This window comes from Mesorhizobium sp. RIZ17, from assembly GCF_051127865.1.
GTDB classification, from domain to species: domain Bacteria; phylum Pseudomonadota; class Alphaproteobacteria; order Rhizobiales; family Rhizobiaceae; genus Mesorhizobium; species Mesorhizobium humile.
Map to the genome: position 1 here is coordinate 4,204,029 of NZ_CP147861.1, position 19,503 is coordinate 4,223,531.

Below are 19,503 nucleotides of genomic sequence, written 5' to 3' on the forward strand. Positions count from 1 at the left end.
ATGACCACCGAGACCTACGCCGTCTACCCCAGCCTCAGGGGCCGCAGCGTCTTCATAACCGGCGGTGGCAGCGGCATCGGCGAGAGCCTCGTGCGCCATTTCTGCGCGCAAGGCAGCCGCGTCGCCTTCGTCGATGCGGCGGCGGAGCCTTCCCTGCGGCTGATGGCGGCGATCGCGGCGCAAGGCCATCCGGAACCGTTCTTCATTCCCTGCGATCTGCGCAATGTCGAGGCCCTGCAGGCAGCCGTCGAACAGGCGAGAGAGCGAAATGGCCCCATCCAGGTACTCTGCAACAATGCCGGCAATGACGACCGCCACCAGACCGCCGATGTCAGCGTCGCCTATTGGGACGACCGCATGGCCGTCAACCTGCGCCACCAGTTCTTCGCCGCCCAGGCCGTGCGCCCGCAGATGAAGGCGCTTGGCGGCGGCTCGATCATCAATTTCGGTTCCATCACCTGGATGGTCGGCGATCCGGATTGCCCGGCCTATGTGACGGCGAAGGCGGCCGTCTACGGCATGACGCGGGCGCTCGCCCGCGAACTCGGCCCCGAGCGCATCCGCGTCAACTGCATGGTGCCTGGCTGGGTGATGACGGAGCGCCAGATGCGTCTGTGGCTGACGCCGGCCGGCGAGCGTCAGATCGAGGAAAGGCAGTGCCTGCCCGACAGGCTGCAGCCTTCCGACATTGCGCGCATGGCGCTGTTTCTTGCCGCCGATGACAGCCGCATGTGCTCGAGCCAGCAATTCATCGTCGATGGCGGCTGGGTGTGACCGCCATCGGACCGCAGCAAAAAGGTAGCATCATGCGTCTCGTTCAGTTCGAATTGCCCGATGGCAGCCGTCGTGTTGGCCGCGTCAGCGCCGATGGCGATCACCTCAACCTCCTGGTCGGAACCGAAACCGTCCTCGAACTTGCCACGGCGGCCATCGCCGAGCGCAGGTCCATTGCGTCGCTCGTCGAGGAGCGGACCGGCGGCGGGAAAGTCGATTACGACCAGCTGCTGCGTGAAGGCCGCGTGCTCGCACCGGTCGACCATCCGGAGCCGGCGCGTTTCCTCATCACCGGCACCGGCCTGACGCATACGGGAAGCGCCGCCGCGCGCGACAAGATGCATGTGCTGACCCACGGCAAGGACGCCGCCGAATCCGACTCGCTGAAGATCTTTCGCATGGGGCTGGAGGGGGGCAAACCCGCGCCGGGAGAGCTGGGCGTCCAGCCCGAATGGTTCTTCAAGGGCGTCGGCACCTGCGTCGTCCCGCCTGGTGCTGCGTTGCCGCTGCCGGCCTTCGCCAAGGCGGGTGCCGAGGAGGCCGAGATCGTCGGCCTCTACCTCAACGGACCGGATGGCCGCCCCTATCGCATCGGCTACGCGCTGGGCAACGAGTATTCCGACCACGTGACCGAGGCCGAGAATTATCTCTACCTCGCGCACTCGAAACTCCGCTCCTGCTCGATCGGTCCCGAGCTGCTGATCGGCGAGCTGCCGCGGGAGGTGCGCGGACATTCCCGCATCCGGCGGGACGGCGCCGTCATCTGGGAGCAGGAATTCCTTTCCGGCGAAGCGCACATGTCGCATTCGATCGCCAATCTCGAGCACTACCATTTCCGCTACCCGATGCACCGCCGGCCGGGCGATCTGCACGCCTATTTCTTCGGCGCAGCGGTGATGAGCTACGCCTCTGGCATCAAGACGGCACCAGGCGACGAATACGAAATCCAGGCACCGGAATTCGGCAAGCCGTTGCGCAACCCGATGCAGGCGGTGCCGGACGAGGGGCTGGTGGCCGTCACCGCGCTGTGACGGCAAGACCCGCGGACTGAGATCATCACAACAACAAATGGGAGAATGATCATGCTGTTGAAGAGACTGCTTCTAGGGATAGCGAGTGTCGGCCTGGGCATCGGCCTGATGGCTTCGTCGGCGCTTGCCGCCAACCTGCGCGTGCTGGCTTGGGACGGCTACGCCGACGCCGACTGGGTCAAGGACTTCACCGCCGAAACCGGCATCGGCGTCGATGTCGTCTTCATCGGCAGCGACGACGAGATCTGGGCCAAGATCAAGGGCAGCGAGGGGCAGGACTTCGATGTCTTCGCCGTCAACACCGCGCAGCTGCAGCGCTACATCAAGGCCGATCTCGTCACGCCGATCGACGTATCGAAACTGTCCAACCAGAAGGATACGCTGCCGCGCTTCCGCGACCTCACGCAGGTCAGCGGCGACACCAAGGACGGCAAGGTCTACGGCATTCCGTTCTGCTTCGATTCCATCGGACTGATCTACGACACCGACAAGGTCAAGCCGGCGCCGACCTCGATGTCGGTGCTGTGGGATCCGGCCTACAAAGGCAAGGTGCTGGCCTATGACAATGGCGAGCACAATTTCTCCTTCACCGCGTTGACGCTGGGCTACAAGGACCCGTTCAATCTCGACGCCGAGCAGATGGCGGCGGTCAAGGCCAAGCTGGTCGAGCTGAAGCGCAACGTGCTCAGCTTCTATACCACCGCCGACGAGGCCCAGCAGATCTACCAGAACAACGACGTCGCCCTGATCTGGGCCAATTACGGTCAGCAGCAGGTCAAGGCCCTGCAGAAGATCGGCGCCCACGTCGCCTACATCAATCCGAGCGAAGGCGCGCTCGCCTGGCTCGACAACTGGGTCATCTCGAAAGGGGTTCGCGACAAGGAGGCGGCCGAGAAGTGGATCGACTTCATGCTCAGCAAGAAGGTCAGCGGCGCGCTGTCCGAGCGGACCGGCTTCGGCAATACCGTGGTCGAATCGAGCAGCGCCGGCAGCAACGACAAGCTGGTCTGGCTCAACAATGTCGAGGACCCGACCAAGCGCTCCGACCTGTGGAACGAGATCAAGGCGACGCCCTGATATCCTTCCGCCGAGCTTTCAAGGACCTGGCGGTCCGGGCATCGGGCCGCCAACAGCGTATTTCTGGAAGTTTGTGATGAACCTGAACAGCGACCTGCTCACGCTGCGCTCCGTCTCGAAATCCTACGGCACGGTTCCCGTGCTGCACGACATCGATCTCGCGATCCGCGATGGCGAATTCCTGACCGTGCTCGGGCCGTCCGGTTCGGGCAAGACCACGGTGCTCAGGCTGATCGGCGGCCTCGAGCCGCTGACCTCGGGCGAAATCCGGCTCGACGGCCGCGACATCAGCGGCATGCCGATCAACCGGCGGCCCTTCAACACCGTGTTCCAGGACTACGCGCTGTTCCCACATCTTACCGTCGCCGGCAACGTCGGCTACGGCCTGTCGGTTCGCCGCGTGCCGCGCCCGGAGATCGCGGAACGCGTCGCCAAGGCACTGGAGCTGGTGCAGCTTGGGCGCTTCGCCGAACGCTTTCCGGCCCAGTTGTCGGGCGGCCAGCGGCAGCGCGTAGCACTCGCGCGTGCGCTGATCTGTCAGCCGCGACTTGTCCTGCTCGACGAACCGCTCGCGGCGCTCGACCTCGAACTGCGCCGGCAGATGCAGGAATTCCTCAAGTCGATCCAGCGCGAGGTCAAGACCACCTTCCTGTTCGTGACCCACGACCAGGAGGAGGCCATCGGCATGGCCGACCGGATCTGCGTGATGGAGGCCGGCCACATCCGCCAACTCGGCGCGCCGCATGACCTCTACTACAAGCCGAACTGCGAGTTCGTGGCGCGTTTCTTCGGCGAGAACAATCTCGTGGCCGGGACGCTCGGCGAGGCGCAGGGCGAATTCCGCGCGATCGAGACGGTGCTCGGCCGGCTCGTCTGTTCGGTCGTCGGCCAGCCGCATCTCAAGGCTGCGGCCACCGGCGCCCGCGGCTTCGCCGCGTTCCGCCCCGAAGCACTGCACATTGCCGGCGACGGCGATGCCGACAATCGTCTTTCCGGCACCATTGCCGATCTTGCCTTTGCAGGCTCCTCGACGGTAGCCACCATTACGGCTGGCGGCGATGCCGCGCAGCGCCTCAGGTTGCGCTTCCCGAGCCGGGTGGACGGCAGCGCCCTGAGGGTTGGCGACACCGTGGCGCTTTTCTTCGCGCCGCATGAAGGCCACCTGGTGCTGGCATGAGAAGCGCAGGCCTGGCGCGTCCCGTCGCCATCCGCTGGTCGCCGCTGGTCACCGCGCTTGCCTTTGCGCTGCCGGTGGTGTTCGTCCTGATGCCGCTGGCGATCTTCCTCGTCTACAGCTTCTTCAGCGTGGACCAAGGCCAGATCGTCTATGCGCCGACGCTTGCCAACTATGCTCGCTTCTTCACCGACCCGGTCTTCCTCCCGGTGTTCTGGCGCACGATCATGCTTTGCCTTTCCGTGGCGGCGATCTCGATCCTGCTCGCCTATCCGACGGCCTATTTCCTGACCACGCTGCACGGCCGCTGGCGCTACGCGCTGCTGATGCTGCTGATGGTGCCGCTCTTGATGAGCTACGTCATCAAGATCTACGCGATCCGCAGCATCCTCGGCCTCAATGGTTTTCTCAACAAGGCGCTGGTGGGACTGGGCATCATCGCCGAGCCGTCGACGCTCTTCGTCTTCAACATGAACGCAATCCTGCTTACCCTCACGCTGCTCTTGATCCCGTTCGCGATCCTGCCGATCTTCCTGGCGCTGGAGCGCATACCGCAGGTGCTGCTGCGCGCATCCGACGACCTTGGCGCAAGCAGCCTGCAGACTTTCCTGAGGATCACCCTGCCACTTTCCTTGCCTGGTGTCGCCTCGGCGGCGAGCTTCGTCTTCGTGCTGGCGATCGGCGACTTCCTCACGCCGCAGATGGTCGGCGGGATCAGTGGCTTCACTTTCGGGCGCATCCTCTACAGCCAATTCGGTACCGCCTTCAACTGGCCCTTCGGCGCTGCCCTCTCGGTGGCGCTGGCCATGGTGGTCATCGCCGCGATCCTTGCCGGCGAGCGGTTCGGGCGCAATCGGGGGGCTTCGCTTTGATCGTCGCGCCGCGCCTGTCCACGATACTTCTCGCCGCTGTCACCACGCTGGTCGCGGTGCTGCTCTACAGCCCGCTCTTCGTGCCGATCGTGTCGTCCTTCTTTCCGGTGGCGCGTGGCGAGGTCGACTGGTCCTCGCCGACCGTTTCGACCTATGCCGCGCTGGCCGGGAACCACGAGATACTCGCGGCCCTGCGCACCACGCTTGTCGTCGGGCTATGCACGGTCGTGCTTGCGGTGGTCAGCGGTACGCTGCTAGCCCTCTATTATCACGGCCGCGGCGCCGGCCGCTCGTTGCTGCAGTTCATCGTCTTCCTGCCGTTCCTGATGCCGCCCATCATCAGTGGCCTGGCGCTGTTGATCTTCTTCCGCGAGATCGGGCTCGAACGCTCGCTGCTGACGGTCGTCATAGGCCATACGGTCTTCGTGCTCGCCATCGTCTACCGCACGGTGCTGACGCGCTTGCAGTCGATGAGCCGCACGCTGGTCGAGGCCTCCTACGACCTCGGCGCGACCAAATGGCAGACTTTCTGGCGCGTCATCCTGCCCAACCTGTCGAGCGCGATGGTCGGCGGCGCCATCCTGGCCTTCGCCCTTTCGTTCGACGAGACCATGATCACCATTTTGGTCACCGGCACCCAGACGACGCTGCCGGTGCGCCTGTGGGCGATGATGCGACTCGGTTTCTCGCCGGATATCAACGCGCTGGTGGCGCTGATCCTGATGTTTACCGTCCTGCTCTGCGCTCTTGCGGCAAGGTTCCTCATTCCGAGGCAGGTCGCCACGCAGCGCAGCTGAAACGAGGCCAACCCTGCGCCGGATCACGCCGGGGCAAGCCATGCGAGAGGGGCTGGCTGGGGCGCCAGGAACCGAACCTGGGAATGTCGGTACCAAAAACCGATGCCTTACCACTGGCGACGCCCCAGCAGGCGGGGCATGCCCGCTGCGCGCGGCCTTATAGGACGAGGCGGCGCAAAGCTCATTGGCACCAGGAGCTCAATCCGCCCACTTGCCGCGCGGCAACGCCTTCGTTACTGCCATCTGATGGCAACGCACAAGCTGATCAACTCCACTTGGCACAATGTCCTCGGTACGATCGCGCCGGCGCTCACAATCGCGTCCGGCGATATCGTGATCACGGAAACGCTCGACGCACAGGGCTTCGACAAGAACGGTGCGCGACTGGCTCATGGTCCAAACCCGATGAACGGCCCGATCTTCGTGACCGGAGCTGAACCGGGCGACGCGCTGCGCGTGGACATTCTGCGCATGGACCCGATCTGCCCTTCCGGCTGGACGATCTCGTCGCTGGCTGCGAACGTCGTCGATCCGGAGGCTGCCCGCGGGCTGCCGGCAAGAGATAAAGTCACCTGGCGGATCGATCTGGAATCGCGAACTGCGGTGCTGCAGGAGCCGCCAAAAGGCCTTGAAAGCTTCGTTTTGCCGCTCGAGCCGATGATCGGCTGCTTTGGTGTGGCGCCCTCGTTGGGCCAGGCTTTCTCCACCGCAACCAGCGCGGAAAACGGCGGCAACATGGATTACCGTGGGTTTCGGCCCGGCGCGACCGTCTGGTTTCCCGTTGCCGTAGAGGGTGCGCTCTTCTTCGCGGGCGATTGTCATGCAGCGCAGGGCGATGGTGAGATCGTCGGAACCGGGATCGAAACCTGCTTTGAAGTCGAGCTACGCTTGACTGTGGAAAAAAGCAGGCGGCTGGTATGGCCTCGCGGTGAGAACGAGACGCACATTTTCTCTGTCGGCAACGCACGCCCGCTTGACCAGGCTCTTCAGCACGCAACCACGGATATGCTGAACTGGTTGACCAGCGACTATGGATTGTCCGCGACGGCCGCGTCGCATCTGATGGGGCAGGTTGTCCGCTATCACGTCGGAAACGTTTTTGACCCTGCCTATACGATGGTCTGCCTGGTCGAAAAGCGATGGCTTTCGAACCGGCCTCCATCGGCTGACGGGACAACACCATCAAGTCGTTGACCGGTCGGATTTGCTCGATGACGGTTGGCTGGGGCGCCAGGATTCGAACCTGGGAATGTCGGTACCAAAAACCGATGCCTTACCACTTGGCGACGCCCCAGCATGCGGGGCATGCCCGCTGCGCGCGGCCTTATAGGACGAGGCGAGGCAAAGCTCAATGCCGGGAGATCAACTAAAATCGGCAGCGATAAGGGCCGCCATTCCCGGCCGGTTCGTCGCCCCGATCGCCGGGGATGGATCGCAAGCCCCACGCGGCCGCGCGGCTTCGCGCTTGTGCCGGCCGTGAGCAGGTCAGCTCAGGCTTCCGGGACCTGGGCCACGCGCGCGCGGCAATCCTCCAGGACGGCCGCGAGCGTATCCTCGAAGGAATGCCCGGGCGCCCAGCCAAGCAGGGTCCGGGCGCGGGTCGCATCGCCGACGATGCATGGCAGGTCGCTCGGTCGCAGCCGCAGGGGATCCTGCTCCGTGGCTATCTTGACGCTGCTCCAGGCCAGCAGCCGATCGAGGATGTCTCCCATCCGCCAGGACACGCCGGATGCGACATTGAAAATGGTGTTCGGGGCGAGGTCGCGGCTGTTCAGCACCGCGCGGGCATAGGCATCGGCGATGTCGCGCACATCCAGGAAATCGCGCCGCGCATCGAGATTGCCGACGCGGATGACCGGCGGAGCCAGGCCTGCTTCGATCCGTGCAATCTGCATGGCGAAAGCCGGCACGGCAAATGCCTCGGTCTGACCCGGACCGGTATGGTTGAAGGGGCGCATCCGGACACACTTCAACCCCTGGCGTGAAAGCGCGCCGAGCGCGAGATCGGCCGCTGCCTTGGTCACGGCGTAGTCGTCGATCGGAGCAAGAAGCGTGCCTTCGTCGAGCGGCCGCCCGGTCTTGGCGCTCTCGCCATAGACCAGGCCCGACCCGACATGAACCAGCCAGCAGCCCGGAGCCATGTCGATTATGGCATTGGCCACGTTGAGCGCGCCGCCCACATGAATGCGCCAGGTGTTGCGGGGATCGGCCTGGGCGGCGCCCAGGGCCGCGACCGCCGCCAGGTGAATGACATGGCTGGGCTGGTGACGGACAATGGCATCCTGGACGGCGGCCGGGTCCGTCACGTCCAGCTCTTCGACCTGGCCGAAGGCGGGATGCGGACCGCCATCTTTGGAGGTCGCGGCAACGGCAACGCCATCGCCGCAAACGCTGCGCAGCGCGTCGCGCACATAGGGGCCGACGAACCCGTTGGCACCGGTTATCAAAACGCGCATGCCGGCCGCTTCCTTCAACGCCTGGCGGCGAAGTGGCGCGCCAGATCTGCGTCCACCATTTCGCGGATCATCTCTTCCAGGGAGATCGTCGCTTCCCATCCAAGCTTCGCCTTTGCCTTGGCCGGATTGCCGAGCAGGATTTCGACTTCCGCCGGCCTGAACAGGTCGGGATCGATGACGAGATGGTCGTCCATGTTCAGCCCGACATGCTCGAACGCGATCCTGCACATGTCGCGCACCGTCGTCGTCCTGCCGGTGGCGACCACATAGTCGTCGGGCTGGTCCTGCTGCAGCATCAGCCACATGGCGCGGACATAGTCTCTGGAGTGGCCCCAGTCGCGCCTGGCGTCGATGTTGCCCAGGCGCAGTTCCCTTGCCAGGCCCTTCTTGATGCGCGCGACGGTGTCGGTGACTTTGCGTGTCACGAATTCGATGCCGCGAAGCGGCGATTCGTGATTGAACAGGATGCCGCTCGAAGCGTGCAGGCCGAAGCTTTCGCGATAGTTGACGGTGATCCAGTGACCGTAGACCTTCGCCACCGCATAGGGGGAGCGGGGATGGAAAGGCGTGGTCTCAGACTGCACCGGCTCCTGGATAAGGCCGTACATCTCCGAAGACGAAGCCTGATAGAAACGCGCCTCGGGGATTTCGAGACGCAGCGCCTCGAGAACATTCGTGACGCCGATGCCGGTGACGTTGCCCGTCAGGATCGGCTGCTGCCATGAGGATTTGACGAAAGACTGAGCGGCAAGGTTGTAGACCTCGTCCGGTCGTACGTCGCGCATGGTCCGGGTCAGGCCCGACAGGTCCGTGAGATCGCCGTCCACGATCCGCACGTCGTTCTCGATGCCCAGCCATTTCAGCCGCGCGGTGTTGACGGCCGTGCTCGACCGTCGCGCCAGTCCGTGGACGCTATAACCCTTCGAAAGCAGGAGTTGGGCCAGATAGGCGCCGTCCTGCCCCGTAATGCCGGTTATCAATGCTGTCCTTGTCATGGATGCTTTCTGGGATCGAGCGAGTGCGGGTGCGCGAGCCCCTTGTTATTAACCAGCCGCGCTTCAGGCCTGCGGCAACCGCCGGCGCCACTTTCGTTACACGGCCTCTGGTTCATCCGCCAGTGTGGTGTCCCGCGCCCGTTCCAGCGCCATTGCCACAATTTCGGTCGCCTTGTCGGCGCTGGCGGCCTCGGCATAGCAACGAAATTCCGGGGCGTTGCCGGAAGGCCTCAGATGGATGATCTCGCCGCTGGTCATCCGTGCCCTGAGACCGTCGGTCTCATCGACATCCGCGACGGTGCCGAAGGGGGCAAGGAATTGCCGCAACGCATCGCGGTCGGCGAGCTTGCGCATCAAGCCGCGCGATGCCTCGACAGGGAAATTCTGGAGCCGTTCGCTGGCGCAGACCGGAAGGTTCCAGGTTTTGCGCAGGCCCGAAAGCGATTTGCCCGTCGATCCCGCCGTGCCCAGAACCGCCAGGATGGGCAAGAACGAATCCCGCGTCGGCAGCGCCGACAAGGTCCTGCCGTTCACCAGGCAGTCCGAGCCCAGGAGAACCCCGCCATTGGCTTCGAAACCGACGACGATGCCGCCGGTCGATTGCGCGGCCTCCATGCCCGCTATGACGAAGGGCGATCCAACCTTCGTTCTCACCACTTCGAAGCCGAAAGCGTGTGAAATGCCCGAATTGGACGTTACGGGCGTCACCACCATGTCGGCCTTGAGGAAGAGCGCCGTCGCCAGCCCGATCAGGTCGCCGCGGAACAGCTCGCCCTCGTCGTCGATGACGAGAGGACGGTCGGCATCGGCGTCGGCGGAAAGCACGGCGTCGAATTTGAATTCGCGCACCCAGTCCTTCACCTTCGCCATCGTTTCCAGGCCGACGGCCTCCGTGTCGACAGGCACGAAAACGTCCGTTTTCCCGACCGGCATCACATCGGCGCCAAAGGATCGCAGGACCTCGACCAGCAACTCGCCCGCGACGGTGCTGTGCTGGTAGACGCCGAGCCTCATGCCGGAAAGGGCGCCAGGGGCGAGAATGCCGCCAACCCGGTCTCGAAAGGCCGCGAGCGCCTGTTCATGGCCGCTTTGCCAGTCCGCATGGGCCGGCGGCCAGGGATAGTGGTCCGACAACTTGGCGACCGCCTGCGTGATCGCGGCCTCGTCCGCTTTGTCGATCTCGCCCTTCGGCCCATAGAACTTGATGCCGTTGCGGTCGGCGGGAATGTGCGATCCGGTCACCATCAGCGCCGCGGCGCCGTGCAGGCGGGCAAAATAGGCAAGCGCGGGCGTTGGGATGGGGCCGCAATCGACCGGCTGGAAGCCGCTTGCGGCCAGCGCCGCCATGCAGTCTTCCGCAATCGCTTGGCTGCTGTCGCGCAGGTCACGCCCGACGAAGACCTTGCCCTGCTGAAATCCAGTCGACCGCAAGCGCCGGGCGAAACCCTCGGTATAAAGTCCGCTTGGCCTTCCAACCAATTCGCTAGCCAAACCCCGAACGCCGCTTGAGCCGAATTTCATCAGTCTGCTTTGCTGTTGGAAGATTGCCGCCGCTCATTGGAATGAGCCCGGCTGCCCCCCGGCTGTCAACAGCAAAAAACAACTCGAAATCCGCGTCTTCCCTAATGTCCCCAAACGGCCAGTTCGTTGCCGGCCGGATCGGTGAAGTGGAACCGCCTGCCGCCTGGGAAGGAAAAGATCGGCTTGACGATGACGCCGCCGGCATTCTCGACCGCGTCCAGCGTTTCCTCAAGGTTTTCGGAATAGAGCACGGGCAGTGGCTTGGCCGGGGCTTCGCCGGCGTCTGTCTGGAAGCCGCCGTCGAGCCCTTCGGCAAAGGCGGCATAGGTCGGGCCGTAGTCGGTGAACGACCATGAAAAAGCGGCGCTGTAGAAGGACTTGACGCTGTCCAGCGTGCCGCCCGTCGCCGGCAGTTCGAGATAGTCGAGTTTTCCGTTGAGTTTCATCACGCTACTCCAATATGTTCCTGTTATGTTCTATATCGCGCCGGACCCCTCCGGCAAGTCTTTTTGACGCAGCTTTTGCTTAATCGATTGTAGTTTCGGCGACGATCAGGCCAGTGCCTTGCCTTTCGCACTGCAGCATCCTATCGCTCGGGTCGGGGAAGGCGGGGAACCGGGCCATCGTCCGGGGTGTTCTATCTTCCACGAACTGGAGGGCTAGCATGACCAAGTGGGTTTACACCTTCGGCGACGGTGCCGCCGAAGGCCGCGCCGGTGACCGCAATCTTCTCGGCGGCAAGGGTGCCAATCTGGCCGAGATGTGCAGCCTCGGGCTGCCGGTGCCGCCCGGTTTCACCATCACCACCGAAGTCTGTAACGCCTATTACGCCAACGGCCGCACCTATCCCGCCGGGCTCGAGGCGGATGTCGTCTCCGCCCTCGATCATATCGGCCGCATCACCGGCCGCCGTTTCGGCGATCCGTCGAAGCTGCTCCTGGTCTCCGTGCGCTCCGGTGCCCGCGCCTCCATGCCCGGCATGATGGACACGGTGCTCAATCTCGGCCTCAACGACGAGACGGTCGAGGCCTTGGCCGCCGATTCTGGCGATGCGCGTTTTGCCTACGACAGCTACCGCCGCTTCATCCAGATGTATTCCGACGTCGTGATGGGCCTCGACCACGAGGTGTTCGAGGAAATCCTCGAGGACCAGAAGGCGAGCCTCGGCCACGAGCTCGACACCGGGCTTTCGGCCCAGGAATGGCAGAGCGTGATTTCGCTCTACAAGGCCAAGGTCGAGGAAGAGCTCGGCAAGCCTTTCCCCCAGGATCCGCGGGAGCAGCTGTGGGGCGCGATCGGCGCCGTATTCTCGAGCTGGATGAACAACCGCGCCATCACCTATCGGCGCCTGCACGACATCCCGGAAAGTTGGGGCACGGCCGTCAACGTCCAGGCCATGGTGTTCGGCAATATGGGCGAGACATCCGCGACCGGCGTCGCCTTCACCCGCAATCCCTCGACCGGCGACAGGCAGCTTTACGGCGAGTTCCTGGTCAACGCCCAGGGCGAGGACGTGGTGGCCGGCATTCGCACGCCGCAGAACATCACCGAGGCGGCGCGCATCGCCGCCGGTTCCGACAAGCCGTCGCTGCAGAAGCTCATGCCCGACGCCTTCCAGGCTTTCGTCGACATCTCCGACCGCTTGGAAAAGCACTACCGCGACATGCAGGACCTCGAATTCACCATCGAGCGCGGTAAATTGTGGATGCTGCAGACCCGCTCGGGAAAGCGCACCGCCAAGGCGGCGCTGAAGATCGCCGTGGACATGGCGAAGGACGGGCTGATCACCAAGGAGGAGGCCGTCGCCCGCATCGATCCGGCCTCGCTCGACCAACTGCTCCATCCGACCATCGACCCGAAGGCTGCGCGCGATGTCATCGGCATGGGCCTGCCGGCGTCGCCGGGTGCGGCCACCGGCGAGATCGTCTTTTCGTCCGCCGATGCCGAGGACGCCAGGGCGCAAGGGCGTAAAGTCATCCTGGTGCGCATCGAGACCAGCCCCGAAGACATCCACGGCATGCATGCCGCCGAAGGCATCCTCACCACGCGCGGCGGCATGACCAGTCATGCCGCGGTGGTGGCGCGCGGCATGGGCAAGCCCTGCGTGTCGGGCGCCGGCTCGCTGCGCGTCGACTACAAGGCCGGCACGCTGCTCTCGATGGGCCAGACCTTCCGCAAGGGCGACACCATCACCATCGACGGCGGCAACGGCCAGGTGCTGAAAGGCGCTGTAGCCATGCTGCAGCCGGAGCTGTCGGGCGATTTCGCCGCCATCATGGAATGGGCGGACGCCGCGCGTCGCATGAAGGTGCGCACCAATGCCGAAACGCCGCTCGACGCGCGCATGGCGCGCTCCTTCGGCGCCGAGGGCATCGGGCTGTGCCGCACCGAGCATATGTTCTTCGATGGCGCCCGCATCGTCGCCATGCGCGAGATGATCCTCGCCGACACCGAGAAGGACAGGCGAGCGGCGCTGGACAAGCTGCTGCCCATGCAGCGCTCGGACTTCCTCGAACTGTTCGAGATCATGGCCGGCCTGCCGGTGACGATCCGCCTGCTCGACCCGCCGCTGCACGAGTTCCTGCCGAAGACCGAGGCCGAGCTCGCCGAGGTCGCCTCGGCCATGAACGTGTCGGCCGACAAGCTGAGGCAGCGCACCGATGCGCTGCACGAATTCAACCCGATGCTCGGCCATCGCGGCTGCCGGCTCGCCGTCTCCTATCCGGAGATCGCCGAGATGCAGGCACGCGCCATCTTCGAGGCGGCGGTCGAGGCCGGCCACAAGGCCGGAGCGCTGGTGGTGCCGGAAATCATGGTGCCGCTGGTCGGCCTCGTGAAGGAGCTGGAATATGTCAAGGCGCGCATCGATGCCGTCGCGCAGAGCGTCATGCAGGAGACCGGCACCAAGATCGACTACCTGACCGGTACGATGATCGAACTGCCGCGCGCAGCGATCCGCGCCCATGTCATTGCCGAAGCGGCCGAATTCTTCTCCTTCGGCACCAATGATCTCACGCAGACGACTTTTGGTATCTCTCGCGATGATGCCGCGTCCTTCCTCGAAACATACCGGCAGAAGGGCATCATCGAGCAGGATCCGTTCGTGTCGCTCGACATCGACGGCGTCGGCGAGCTGGTGCGGATCGCGGCAGAAAAAGGCAGGGCGACGCGGCCCGGCATCAAGCTCGGCATCTGCGGCGAGCATGGCGGCGATCCGGCCTCGATCCGTTTCTGCGAGGAGGTCGGCCTCGATTACGTGTCGTGCTCGCCCTACCGGGTGCCGATCGCCAGGCTGGCCGCCGCGCAGGCTGCCGTGGCGGCGGCGAAGAGCGCTGCAATACGCGGTTCCTAATGCATGTCGCCCAGAAGTGCGCAGCGGTTCTGGGACAACGACATGTATCGAGGCAAAGACCATGTCGCCCAGAAGTGCGCAGCGGTTCTGGGACAACGAAATGCATCAAAACAAAGAGCATGTCGCCCAGAAGTGCGCAGCGGTTCTGGGACACGCGTCAAAACAAAGACTTGAAGCGCACCGCCTGAATCCGTTTCGGCGCGGCGCGCTTTAAGGACATTCGGGTACCTTACGATTTTGTATGCAATGTCACGCGAACGTGCGTGTGACGGCCCTGAATCTCGACACCGTTTCAAGGCACATTCCGACACTGAATTTATTGGCGCGCGGTTCGCCGCTCGGGCGGGAACGCGAGCTGCCGCCCGTCGGCCGCCTCGAGGCTCTTGGTGGCTCGCAAGAGTCGTTGTGGCCCAGGGCCTGATCGTCCTGTATATGAGATCACCTTGAAATACGCGTGATGGTCCCGCATGTCGATGTCCCAGCCCAGCTCCCTGGAGTCCGATCCGTCCGGAGCCCGGTCAAGGATGTTGCCGGTTGGCCCCGTCCGCTCGATCCTGATCCTGCAAACGAAGTACATCGGCGATCTCATTCTTGCCTCCGCGCTGGCGAAGAATCTCCAGATCGCATATCCCGGCGCCAGGGTTGTCTTCCTTTGCGAGGCCCGTTTCGGAAGCTTCCTGACCGCACACGGGATCGCGTCCGAGACCGTTACTTTCAGGCGTGGCAGTGCGCGCGGCACTATATTGCAGCGCGGCCTGGAACTCTGGCGAGTAATCCGCAATCTACGCCGGTTCGGCTTCGATATGACCATCGACCTGACCGATTCAAGAACGTCGCATTTCATCGCCATGGTCGTTAATGCGAAGACCCGGGTCGGCTACTATCCGTCGGAACACCCATTGCGTCGTTTCGAGCGCCAATCCATCAATGTCCAGGCAAAGCCGTTCGGTTACGGCGAGAGGCATTTTCTCTATCGCTATCTTTCGCCGCTGGAGGCGCTTGGCGTGGATCTGCGGGTGAAGGCTCCCTCAATCCAGCCGCTGCCGCTGGAAACGGCGCGGGCCCTGGCCTTGCTGGACAACTCCGGTCTTCGGCGCAAGGCCTTCATGGTGGTGCATGCCGGTGCAAGCTTCCCGGGGCGCCGGTGGCTGCCCGAGCGCTTCGCCGCGGCCATCGACACGATATCGACCGAAACCGGTCTCTCCGTCGTTCTGGTTGGCGGTCCCGATGAGGCCGAGGCGAACGATCAGATCATGGCCATGGTCAGCACGCCGGTCGTCAATCTGGTAGGGGCACTATCGCTGGAAACGTTGCTGGCGCTGCTCCAGGAGGCACGGCTGTTTCTCGGCAACGAAAGCGGCCCGATGCATATGGCGGCGGCAACCGGCACGCCGGTGGTCGGTCTGTTTGGTCTGACCAACCCGATCCGGTGGGGGCCGGTCGGTGCGCCCAGCATTTCGATGCGACCATCCATGCCTTGCGACTGCGTGGGCGGCGACCTGTGTCACCGGACCGATCCGAGCAAGGCATGCTGCGTCTGGCGCGTCGAAGTGGCCTCGGTCGTCGATGCCGTGCGCGAGCTTCTGTCGCGGACAGCGGTGGCCCTCAACAGCACGGTTTGATATTGCGGGAAAATTCCGCGCTTGCGGGTTGGGCATCCTGATTTTCGCCTTGATGCCGGTCGCCTTTGGGCGCGGTTTTCATGTGGCAAAACGTTCGATATGAAGGACTTGAAATAAGGAATGCGCGTGTTTCGAAACTCTCTTTGCGCGATGGCGCTGTCGGTGTTCACCGCGTCGGCAGCCAATGCCACTGCCTTGCTCGAACCGAAGCTTCATGTGAAGCCGCAGGGCGTCGAGGGCGGCGGCGGGCGCGTCGCCCTGACGCTCGATGCCTGCGGCGGAAAGACCGACACGAGGATACTCTCGGCGCTCGTCGACAACAGGATACCGGCGACGATCTTCGTCACCGGCATCTGGCTGAAGCGCAATGCCGAAGCCGTCGAGATCATGCGGGCGCATCCCGATCTGTTCGAACTGGAAAACCACGGCGGCCGCCACATTCCGGCGGTCGATACGCCGCAGAAGATCTATGGCATCCGCAGCGCCGGCAGCCCGGACGCCGTGCAGGCCGAAGTTGAATCCGGCGCTGCCGCCCTGGCCGGCGCAGGCGGGCCGGCGCCGAAATGGTTTCGCGGCGCAACCGCCGAATACAGCCCCTCGGCGATCGCCATGATCCGCAAGCTGGGCTTCAAGGTCGCCGGCTTCTCGGTCAACGGCGACGGCGGCTCGCTGCTCGGCGCGAAGGAAACGGCGCGCCGCATCGGCGCCGCCAAGGACGGCGACGTCATCATCGCCCACATCAACCAGCCGACCCATGCGGCCGGCGAGGGCGTGGTCCAGGGGCTGCTCGCCTTGAAGCAGAAGGGCATGACCTTCGTGCGCCTCGACGATGCCGTAGGCAATGACGGCACGACGGACTGAGGGGCGGTGCGAGGGTCGTAGCCTCGTCATTCCAGGGCGGAGCAGGAGCGCAGCTCCGTCGCGAAGACCCTGGAATCCGTTCCGTTACCTTAATCATAGGGCGCAGCGGAGCAGAATTCCGGACCATGGCGTGGCTTCGAAGTCACGGAATGGATTCTATGGTCTTCGCCGCGTCGCTTCGCTCCTTGCTTCGCCATAGAATGACGACGGAAAGGCGTTTCGGCCGATCTCAAACGTCTGTGATAATCCAGCCTGTCGCTCAACCGGGCGTGGCTTCGACCGTCACCTTGTTCGTGTAGAACGCGCCGTGATTGCGGATCTCGACCATTTCGTCGAACGGATGCTCATAAGCCCACATCGCATTCTTGCCGGCTTCGCCGGCCGGCTGGACGCTCCAGTAGCTGGCATCGCCTTTGTATGGGCAATGTGTCGAATGGTCGGTCGGGGCGAGCTTGCCGAAATCGATATCGTCGAACGGGATGTAGAAAACGGCCGGGTAAGGTGGCTCCGAGAGAATCTTTGCCGCAGTCGATGTGGCGATGATCCTGTCGCCAGCGCGGACAGTGACGGTGCCGCGATAAGATTCGACCGTGATCACCTTTTCGGGATTGCGTTGAAAGCCGGGGGCTGGATTGGCAAGCTTGTCCATGAATGGTCTCCTTGGGGGAGACTTACATGTGTCGAGCACCCGCCTCGTGCAAGCTTGCGCCGCGCAAGGCGCCATCACCATTCATTGAACGTCTGTCGCCCCGGGCGAGTCGGCGTCAGGCGGCCGTCTTGAAGGCATCCATGAGGCCGGCATAGGCGGCGGCAATGCCCGCCACCGGATTGGTGCTCCTCGCCGCGGTCTCGACCTTCAGCGCGCCTCCGCTGGCCGGCAGCGTGAGCAGCAGGAACTGACGATTGTCGGCATTGCCGATGCAGGCCGCGGCGACATGCTCGCCCTCGGCGCCGTTTTCGACGCGCATCTTGAACAGTAACGTTCCGCCGACGGCCTCCAGCGCGCCGCCGACGACTTCGGCAAATTCATCATCGGAAACAATTTTGGTGTCCGGCGTCAGATCGTCCAGACTTTCGGCAAGCGTGCTTTCGAGGGCTTTATCGTCGAGCTGCGCGTCCATGCGAACCACTCCATTCGCCAATCTCACCCAGCCCGTTAATGAAACTTAACGGCGACGATGGCCGGATTATGGCGGTTTTTCCGGTTCTTCGATCCATCCACGGGCTTCGACTTATGGCGGCTGGACAAACCGCCGGTTCGTTCCACAATGCGTGAAACAAACGACGCGAATGCGCGAAGGGGAGGAACAGATGCTCGGATTGATGCAGGAATGGCCGCTGCTTTGCCACAAGCTGATCGACCATGCCGAACGCCAGCACGGCAGCCGGGAGGTCGTGTCGCGTTCGATCGAAGGCCCGATCGTGCGCACCACCTTTGCCGAAATCCATCACCGGGCGCTCAAGGTCGCGCAGCGGCTGGATCGTGACGGCTTCAGGCTTGGCGACCGCATCGCGACCCTTGCCTGGAACACGGCTCGCCATATCGAGGCCTGGTACGGCATCATGGGCATCGGCGCGATCTATCATACGCTCAACCCGAGGCTGTTTCCCGAGCAGATCGCCTGGATCATGAACAATGCCGAGGACAAGGCGATCTTCGTCGATTTGACCTTCGTGCCGCTCCTGGAAAAGATCGCCGGTGCGGTCCGGTCGCTGAGAAAGGTGATCGTGCTGACCGACCGGGCGCATATGCCGCAAACCTCGCTGGCAAATGCCGTCGCCTATGAAGAATGGCTGGCCGAGGCCGACGGCGCCTTCGCCTGGAAGACCTTCGACGAGAACACCGCAGCCGGCATGTGCTACACCTCGGGCACGACGGGCGACCCGAAGGGCGTGCTCTACAGCCACCGCTCCAATGTTCTCCACGCCATGATGGCCGCCATGCCTGACGCCATGGGCATATCCACCCGGGATGTGATCCTGCCTGTCGTACCGATGTTCCACGCCAATGCCTGGGGTCTCGGCCAGAGCGGGCCGATGATCGGCGCCAAGCTGGTGATGCCCGGCTGCAGGATGGACGGCGCTTCGATCTACGAATTGCTCGACACCGAAAAGGTGACGTTCAGCGCCGCCGTGCCGACCGTGTGGATGATGCTGCTGCAATATCTGGAGGAGACCGGCAAGAAGCTGCCCTACCTGAAGAAGGTCGTCATCGGCGGGGCGTCCTGTCCGCGCGCCATCACCGCGAAGTTCCAGGAAAATTACGATGTGCAGGTGGTGCATGCCTGGGGCATGACCGAAATGTCGCCGCTGGGCACGCTCTGCACCCTGAAGCCGCAATATGAGACGCTGACCGGCGAGGCGCGGCTCGATGTCCAGGGTAAGCAGGGTTTTCCGCCCTTCGGCGTCGAAATGAAAGTGACCGACGACGACGACAACGCGCTGCCCTGGGACGGCAAGACCTTCGGACATCTCAAGGTGCGGGGCCCCGCGGTGGCGCGCGCCTATTATGGCGGCGCCGGCGCCGAGCAGTTCGATGCCGATGGCTGGTTCGACACCGGCGATGTCGCCCATATCGACGCCAGCGGCTACATGCAGATCACCGATCGCGCCAAGGACGTCATCAAATCGGGCGGCGAATGGATATCGACCATCGATCTCGAGAATCTCGCTGTCGGCCATCCGGACGTGGCTGAGGCGGCGGCCATCGGCATCCCGCATTCGAAATGGGGTGAGCGGCCCTTGCTCGTCGTCGTGAGCAAGCCCGGCAGGCAGCCGAGCAAGGGCGACATCCTCACCTTCATGAGCGGCAAGGTGGCGAAGTGGTGGATGCCCGACGACGTCGCCTTCGTCGGCGAAATTCCCCATACCGCCACCGGCAAGATCCAGAAGACCACGCTGCGCGACCAGTTCAAGGATTACCGCCTGCCGACGGATTGACGAAAAATGTTCGATCTTTCGGCTTCAAGCC

Annotated in this window: 17 protein-coding genes and 2 tRNA genes; 11 read left to right on the forward strand and 8 right to left on the reverse strand. The window is 63.8% G+C overall.

Annotated elements, in window-relative coordinates; genetic code table 11:
• The 6 genes from WDX12_RS20050 to WDX12_RS20075 all read left to right on the forward strand — a co-directional run bounded on the left by WDX12_RS20050 (window position 1) and on the right by WDX12_RS20075 (window position 5,725).
• A complete protein-coding gene (locus WDX12_RS20050; protein ID WP_320294798.1) occupies window positions 1-774 on the forward strand; it encodes an SDR family NAD(P)-dependent oxidoreductase in 774 nt (257 codons plus the stop codon).
• A 32-nt stretch (window positions 775-806) separates the two neighbouring features.
• Window positions 807-1,805, forward strand: coding sequence for an AraD1 family protein (araD1, locus tag WDX12_RS20055; RefSeq protein WP_434721727.1), 999 nt, complete (start codon window positions 807-809; stop codon window positions 1,803-1,805).
• A 51-nt stretch (window positions 1,806-1,856) separates the two neighbouring features.
• Window positions 1,857-2,882, forward strand: a complete 1,026-nt coding sequence (locus tag WDX12_RS20060; RefSeq protein ID WP_434721728.1) for an ABC transporter substrate-binding protein — start codon at window positions 1,857-1,859, stop codon at window positions 2,880-2,882.
• 76 nt (window positions 2,883-2,958) lie between these two features.
• A complete protein-coding gene (locus WDX12_RS20065; protein WP_434721729.1) occupies window positions 2,959-4,059 on the forward strand; it encodes an ABC transporter ATP-binding protein in 1,101 nt (366 codons plus the stop codon).
• Complete coding sequence (locus WDX12_RS20070) at window positions 4,056-4,928, forward strand: ABC transporter permease (protein ID WP_434721730.1); 873 nt, start codon at window positions 4,056-4,058, stop codon at window positions 4,926-4,928. Before WDX12_RS20065 ends, WDX12_RS20070 begins: the two co-directional genes overlap by 4 nt.
• The gene (locus WDX12_RS20075; RefSeq protein WP_434721731.1) at window positions 4,925-5,725 is read left to right on the forward strand and encodes an ABC transporter permease; all 801 of its coding nucleotides are present in this window, start codon (window positions 4,925-4,927) and stop codon (window positions 5,723-5,725) included. Before WDX12_RS20070 ends, WDX12_RS20075 begins: the two co-directional genes overlap by 4 nt.
• Window positions 5,726-5,778: 53 nt before the next feature.
• On the opposite strand, the gene WDX12_RS20080 is transcribed toward WDX12_RS20075, so the two are convergent.
• A tRNA-Gln gene (locus tag WDX12_RS20080) sits at window positions 5,779-5,852 on the reverse strand.
• A 119-nt stretch (window positions 5,853-5,971) separates the two neighbouring features.
• Between WDX12_RS20080 and WDX12_RS20085 the strand changes: the two genes are divergently transcribed.
• Window positions 5,972-6,919 carry an acetamidase/formamidase family protein gene (locus WDX12_RS20085; RefSeq protein WP_434721732.1) on the forward strand — a complete coding sequence of 316 codons (948 nt, stop codon included), beginning with the start codon at window positions 5,972-5,974 and terminating at the stop codon, window positions 6,917-6,919.
• 25 nt (window positions 6,920-6,944) lie between these two features.
• Here WDX12_RS20085 and WDX12_RS20090 read toward each other — a convergent pair.
• From WDX12_RS20090 to WDX12_RS20110, 5 genes are all read right to left on the reverse strand, one after another.
• Window positions 6,945-7,019, reverse strand: a tRNA-Gln gene (locus WDX12_RS20090).
• A gap of 196 nt (window positions 7,020-7,215) precedes the next feature.
• Complete coding sequence (locus WDX12_RS20095; protein WP_434721733.1) at window positions 7,216-8,199, reverse strand: NAD-dependent epimerase/dehydratase family protein; 984 nt, start codon at window positions 8,197-8,199, stop codon at window positions 7,216-7,218.
• Window positions 8,196-9,176 (reverse strand): GDP-mannose 4,6-dehydratase, encoded by a 981-nt coding sequence (gmd, locus tag WDX12_RS20100; protein ID WP_434721734.1) that lies wholly within the window; start codon window positions 9,174-9,176, stop codon window positions 8,196-8,198. The genes WDX12_RS20095 and gmd overlap by 4 nt, the downstream gene beginning before the upstream one ends.
• Window positions 9,177-9,272: 96 nt before the next feature.
• Complete coding sequence (locus WDX12_RS20105; protein WP_434721735.1) at window positions 9,273-10,697, reverse strand: phosphomannomutase; 1,425 nt, start codon at window positions 10,695-10,697, stop codon at window positions 9,273-9,275.
• A gap of 101 nt (window positions 10,698-10,798) precedes the next feature.
• A complete protein-coding gene (locus WDX12_RS20110; RefSeq protein WP_320294808.1) occupies window positions 10,799-11,143 on the reverse strand; it encodes a VOC family protein in 345 nt (114 codons plus the stop codon).
• Window positions 11,144-11,361: 218 nt separating this feature from the next.
• Between WDX12_RS20110 and ppdK the strand changes: the two genes are divergently transcribed.
• The 3 genes from ppdK (at window position 11,362) to WDX12_RS20125 (ending at window position 16,532) form a co-directional block, all read left to right on the forward strand.
• Window positions 11,362-14,049 carry a pyruvate, phosphate dikinase gene (gene ppdK / locus WDX12_RS20115; RefSeq protein WP_434721736.1) on the forward strand — a complete coding sequence of 896 codons (2,688 nt, stop codon included), beginning with the start codon at window positions 11,362-11,364 and terminating at the stop codon, window positions 14,047-14,049.
• A gap of 524 nt (window positions 14,050-14,573) precedes the next feature.
• Window positions 14,574-15,671: a glycosyltransferase family 9 protein gene (locus WDX12_RS20120; protein WP_434721737.1), complete on the forward strand. Its 1,098-nt coding sequence runs from the start codon at window positions 14,574-14,576 to the stop codon at window positions 15,669-15,671.
• Window positions 15,672-15,791: 120 nt separating this feature from the next.
• Window positions 15,792-16,532 carry a polysaccharide deacetylase family protein gene (locus WDX12_RS20125; RefSeq protein ID WP_434721738.1) on the forward strand — a complete coding sequence of 247 codons (741 nt, stop codon included), beginning with the start codon at window positions 15,792-15,794 and terminating at the stop codon, window positions 16,530-16,532.
• A 259-nt stretch (window positions 16,533-16,791) separates the two neighbouring features.
• On the opposite strand, the gene WDX12_RS20130 is transcribed toward WDX12_RS20125, so the two are convergent.
• Both WDX12_RS20130 and WDX12_RS20135 read right to left on the reverse strand, forming a co-directional pair.
• On the reverse strand, window positions 16,792-17,181 hold the full coding sequence (locus WDX12_RS20130) for a DUF427 domain-containing protein (protein WP_434721739.1): 390 nt from the start codon (window positions 17,179-17,181) through the stop codon (window positions 16,792-16,794).
• A 115-nt stretch (window positions 17,182-17,296) separates the two neighbouring features.
• Window positions 17,297-17,653, reverse strand: a complete 357-nt coding sequence (locus WDX12_RS20135) for a hypothetical protein (RefSeq protein WP_320294813.1) — start codon at window positions 17,651-17,653, stop codon at window positions 17,297-17,299.
• Window positions 17,654-17,843: 190 nt separating this feature from the next.
• Here WDX12_RS20135 and WDX12_RS20140 point away from each other — a divergent pair, with 190 nt between their 5' ends.
• Entirely contained in the window at window positions 17,844-19,472 is a 1,629-nt protein-coding gene (locus WDX12_RS20140; protein WP_434721740.1) for a fatty-acid--CoA ligase, read from the forward strand.
• The last annotated feature ends 31 nt before the right edge of the window (window positions 19,473-19,503 follow it).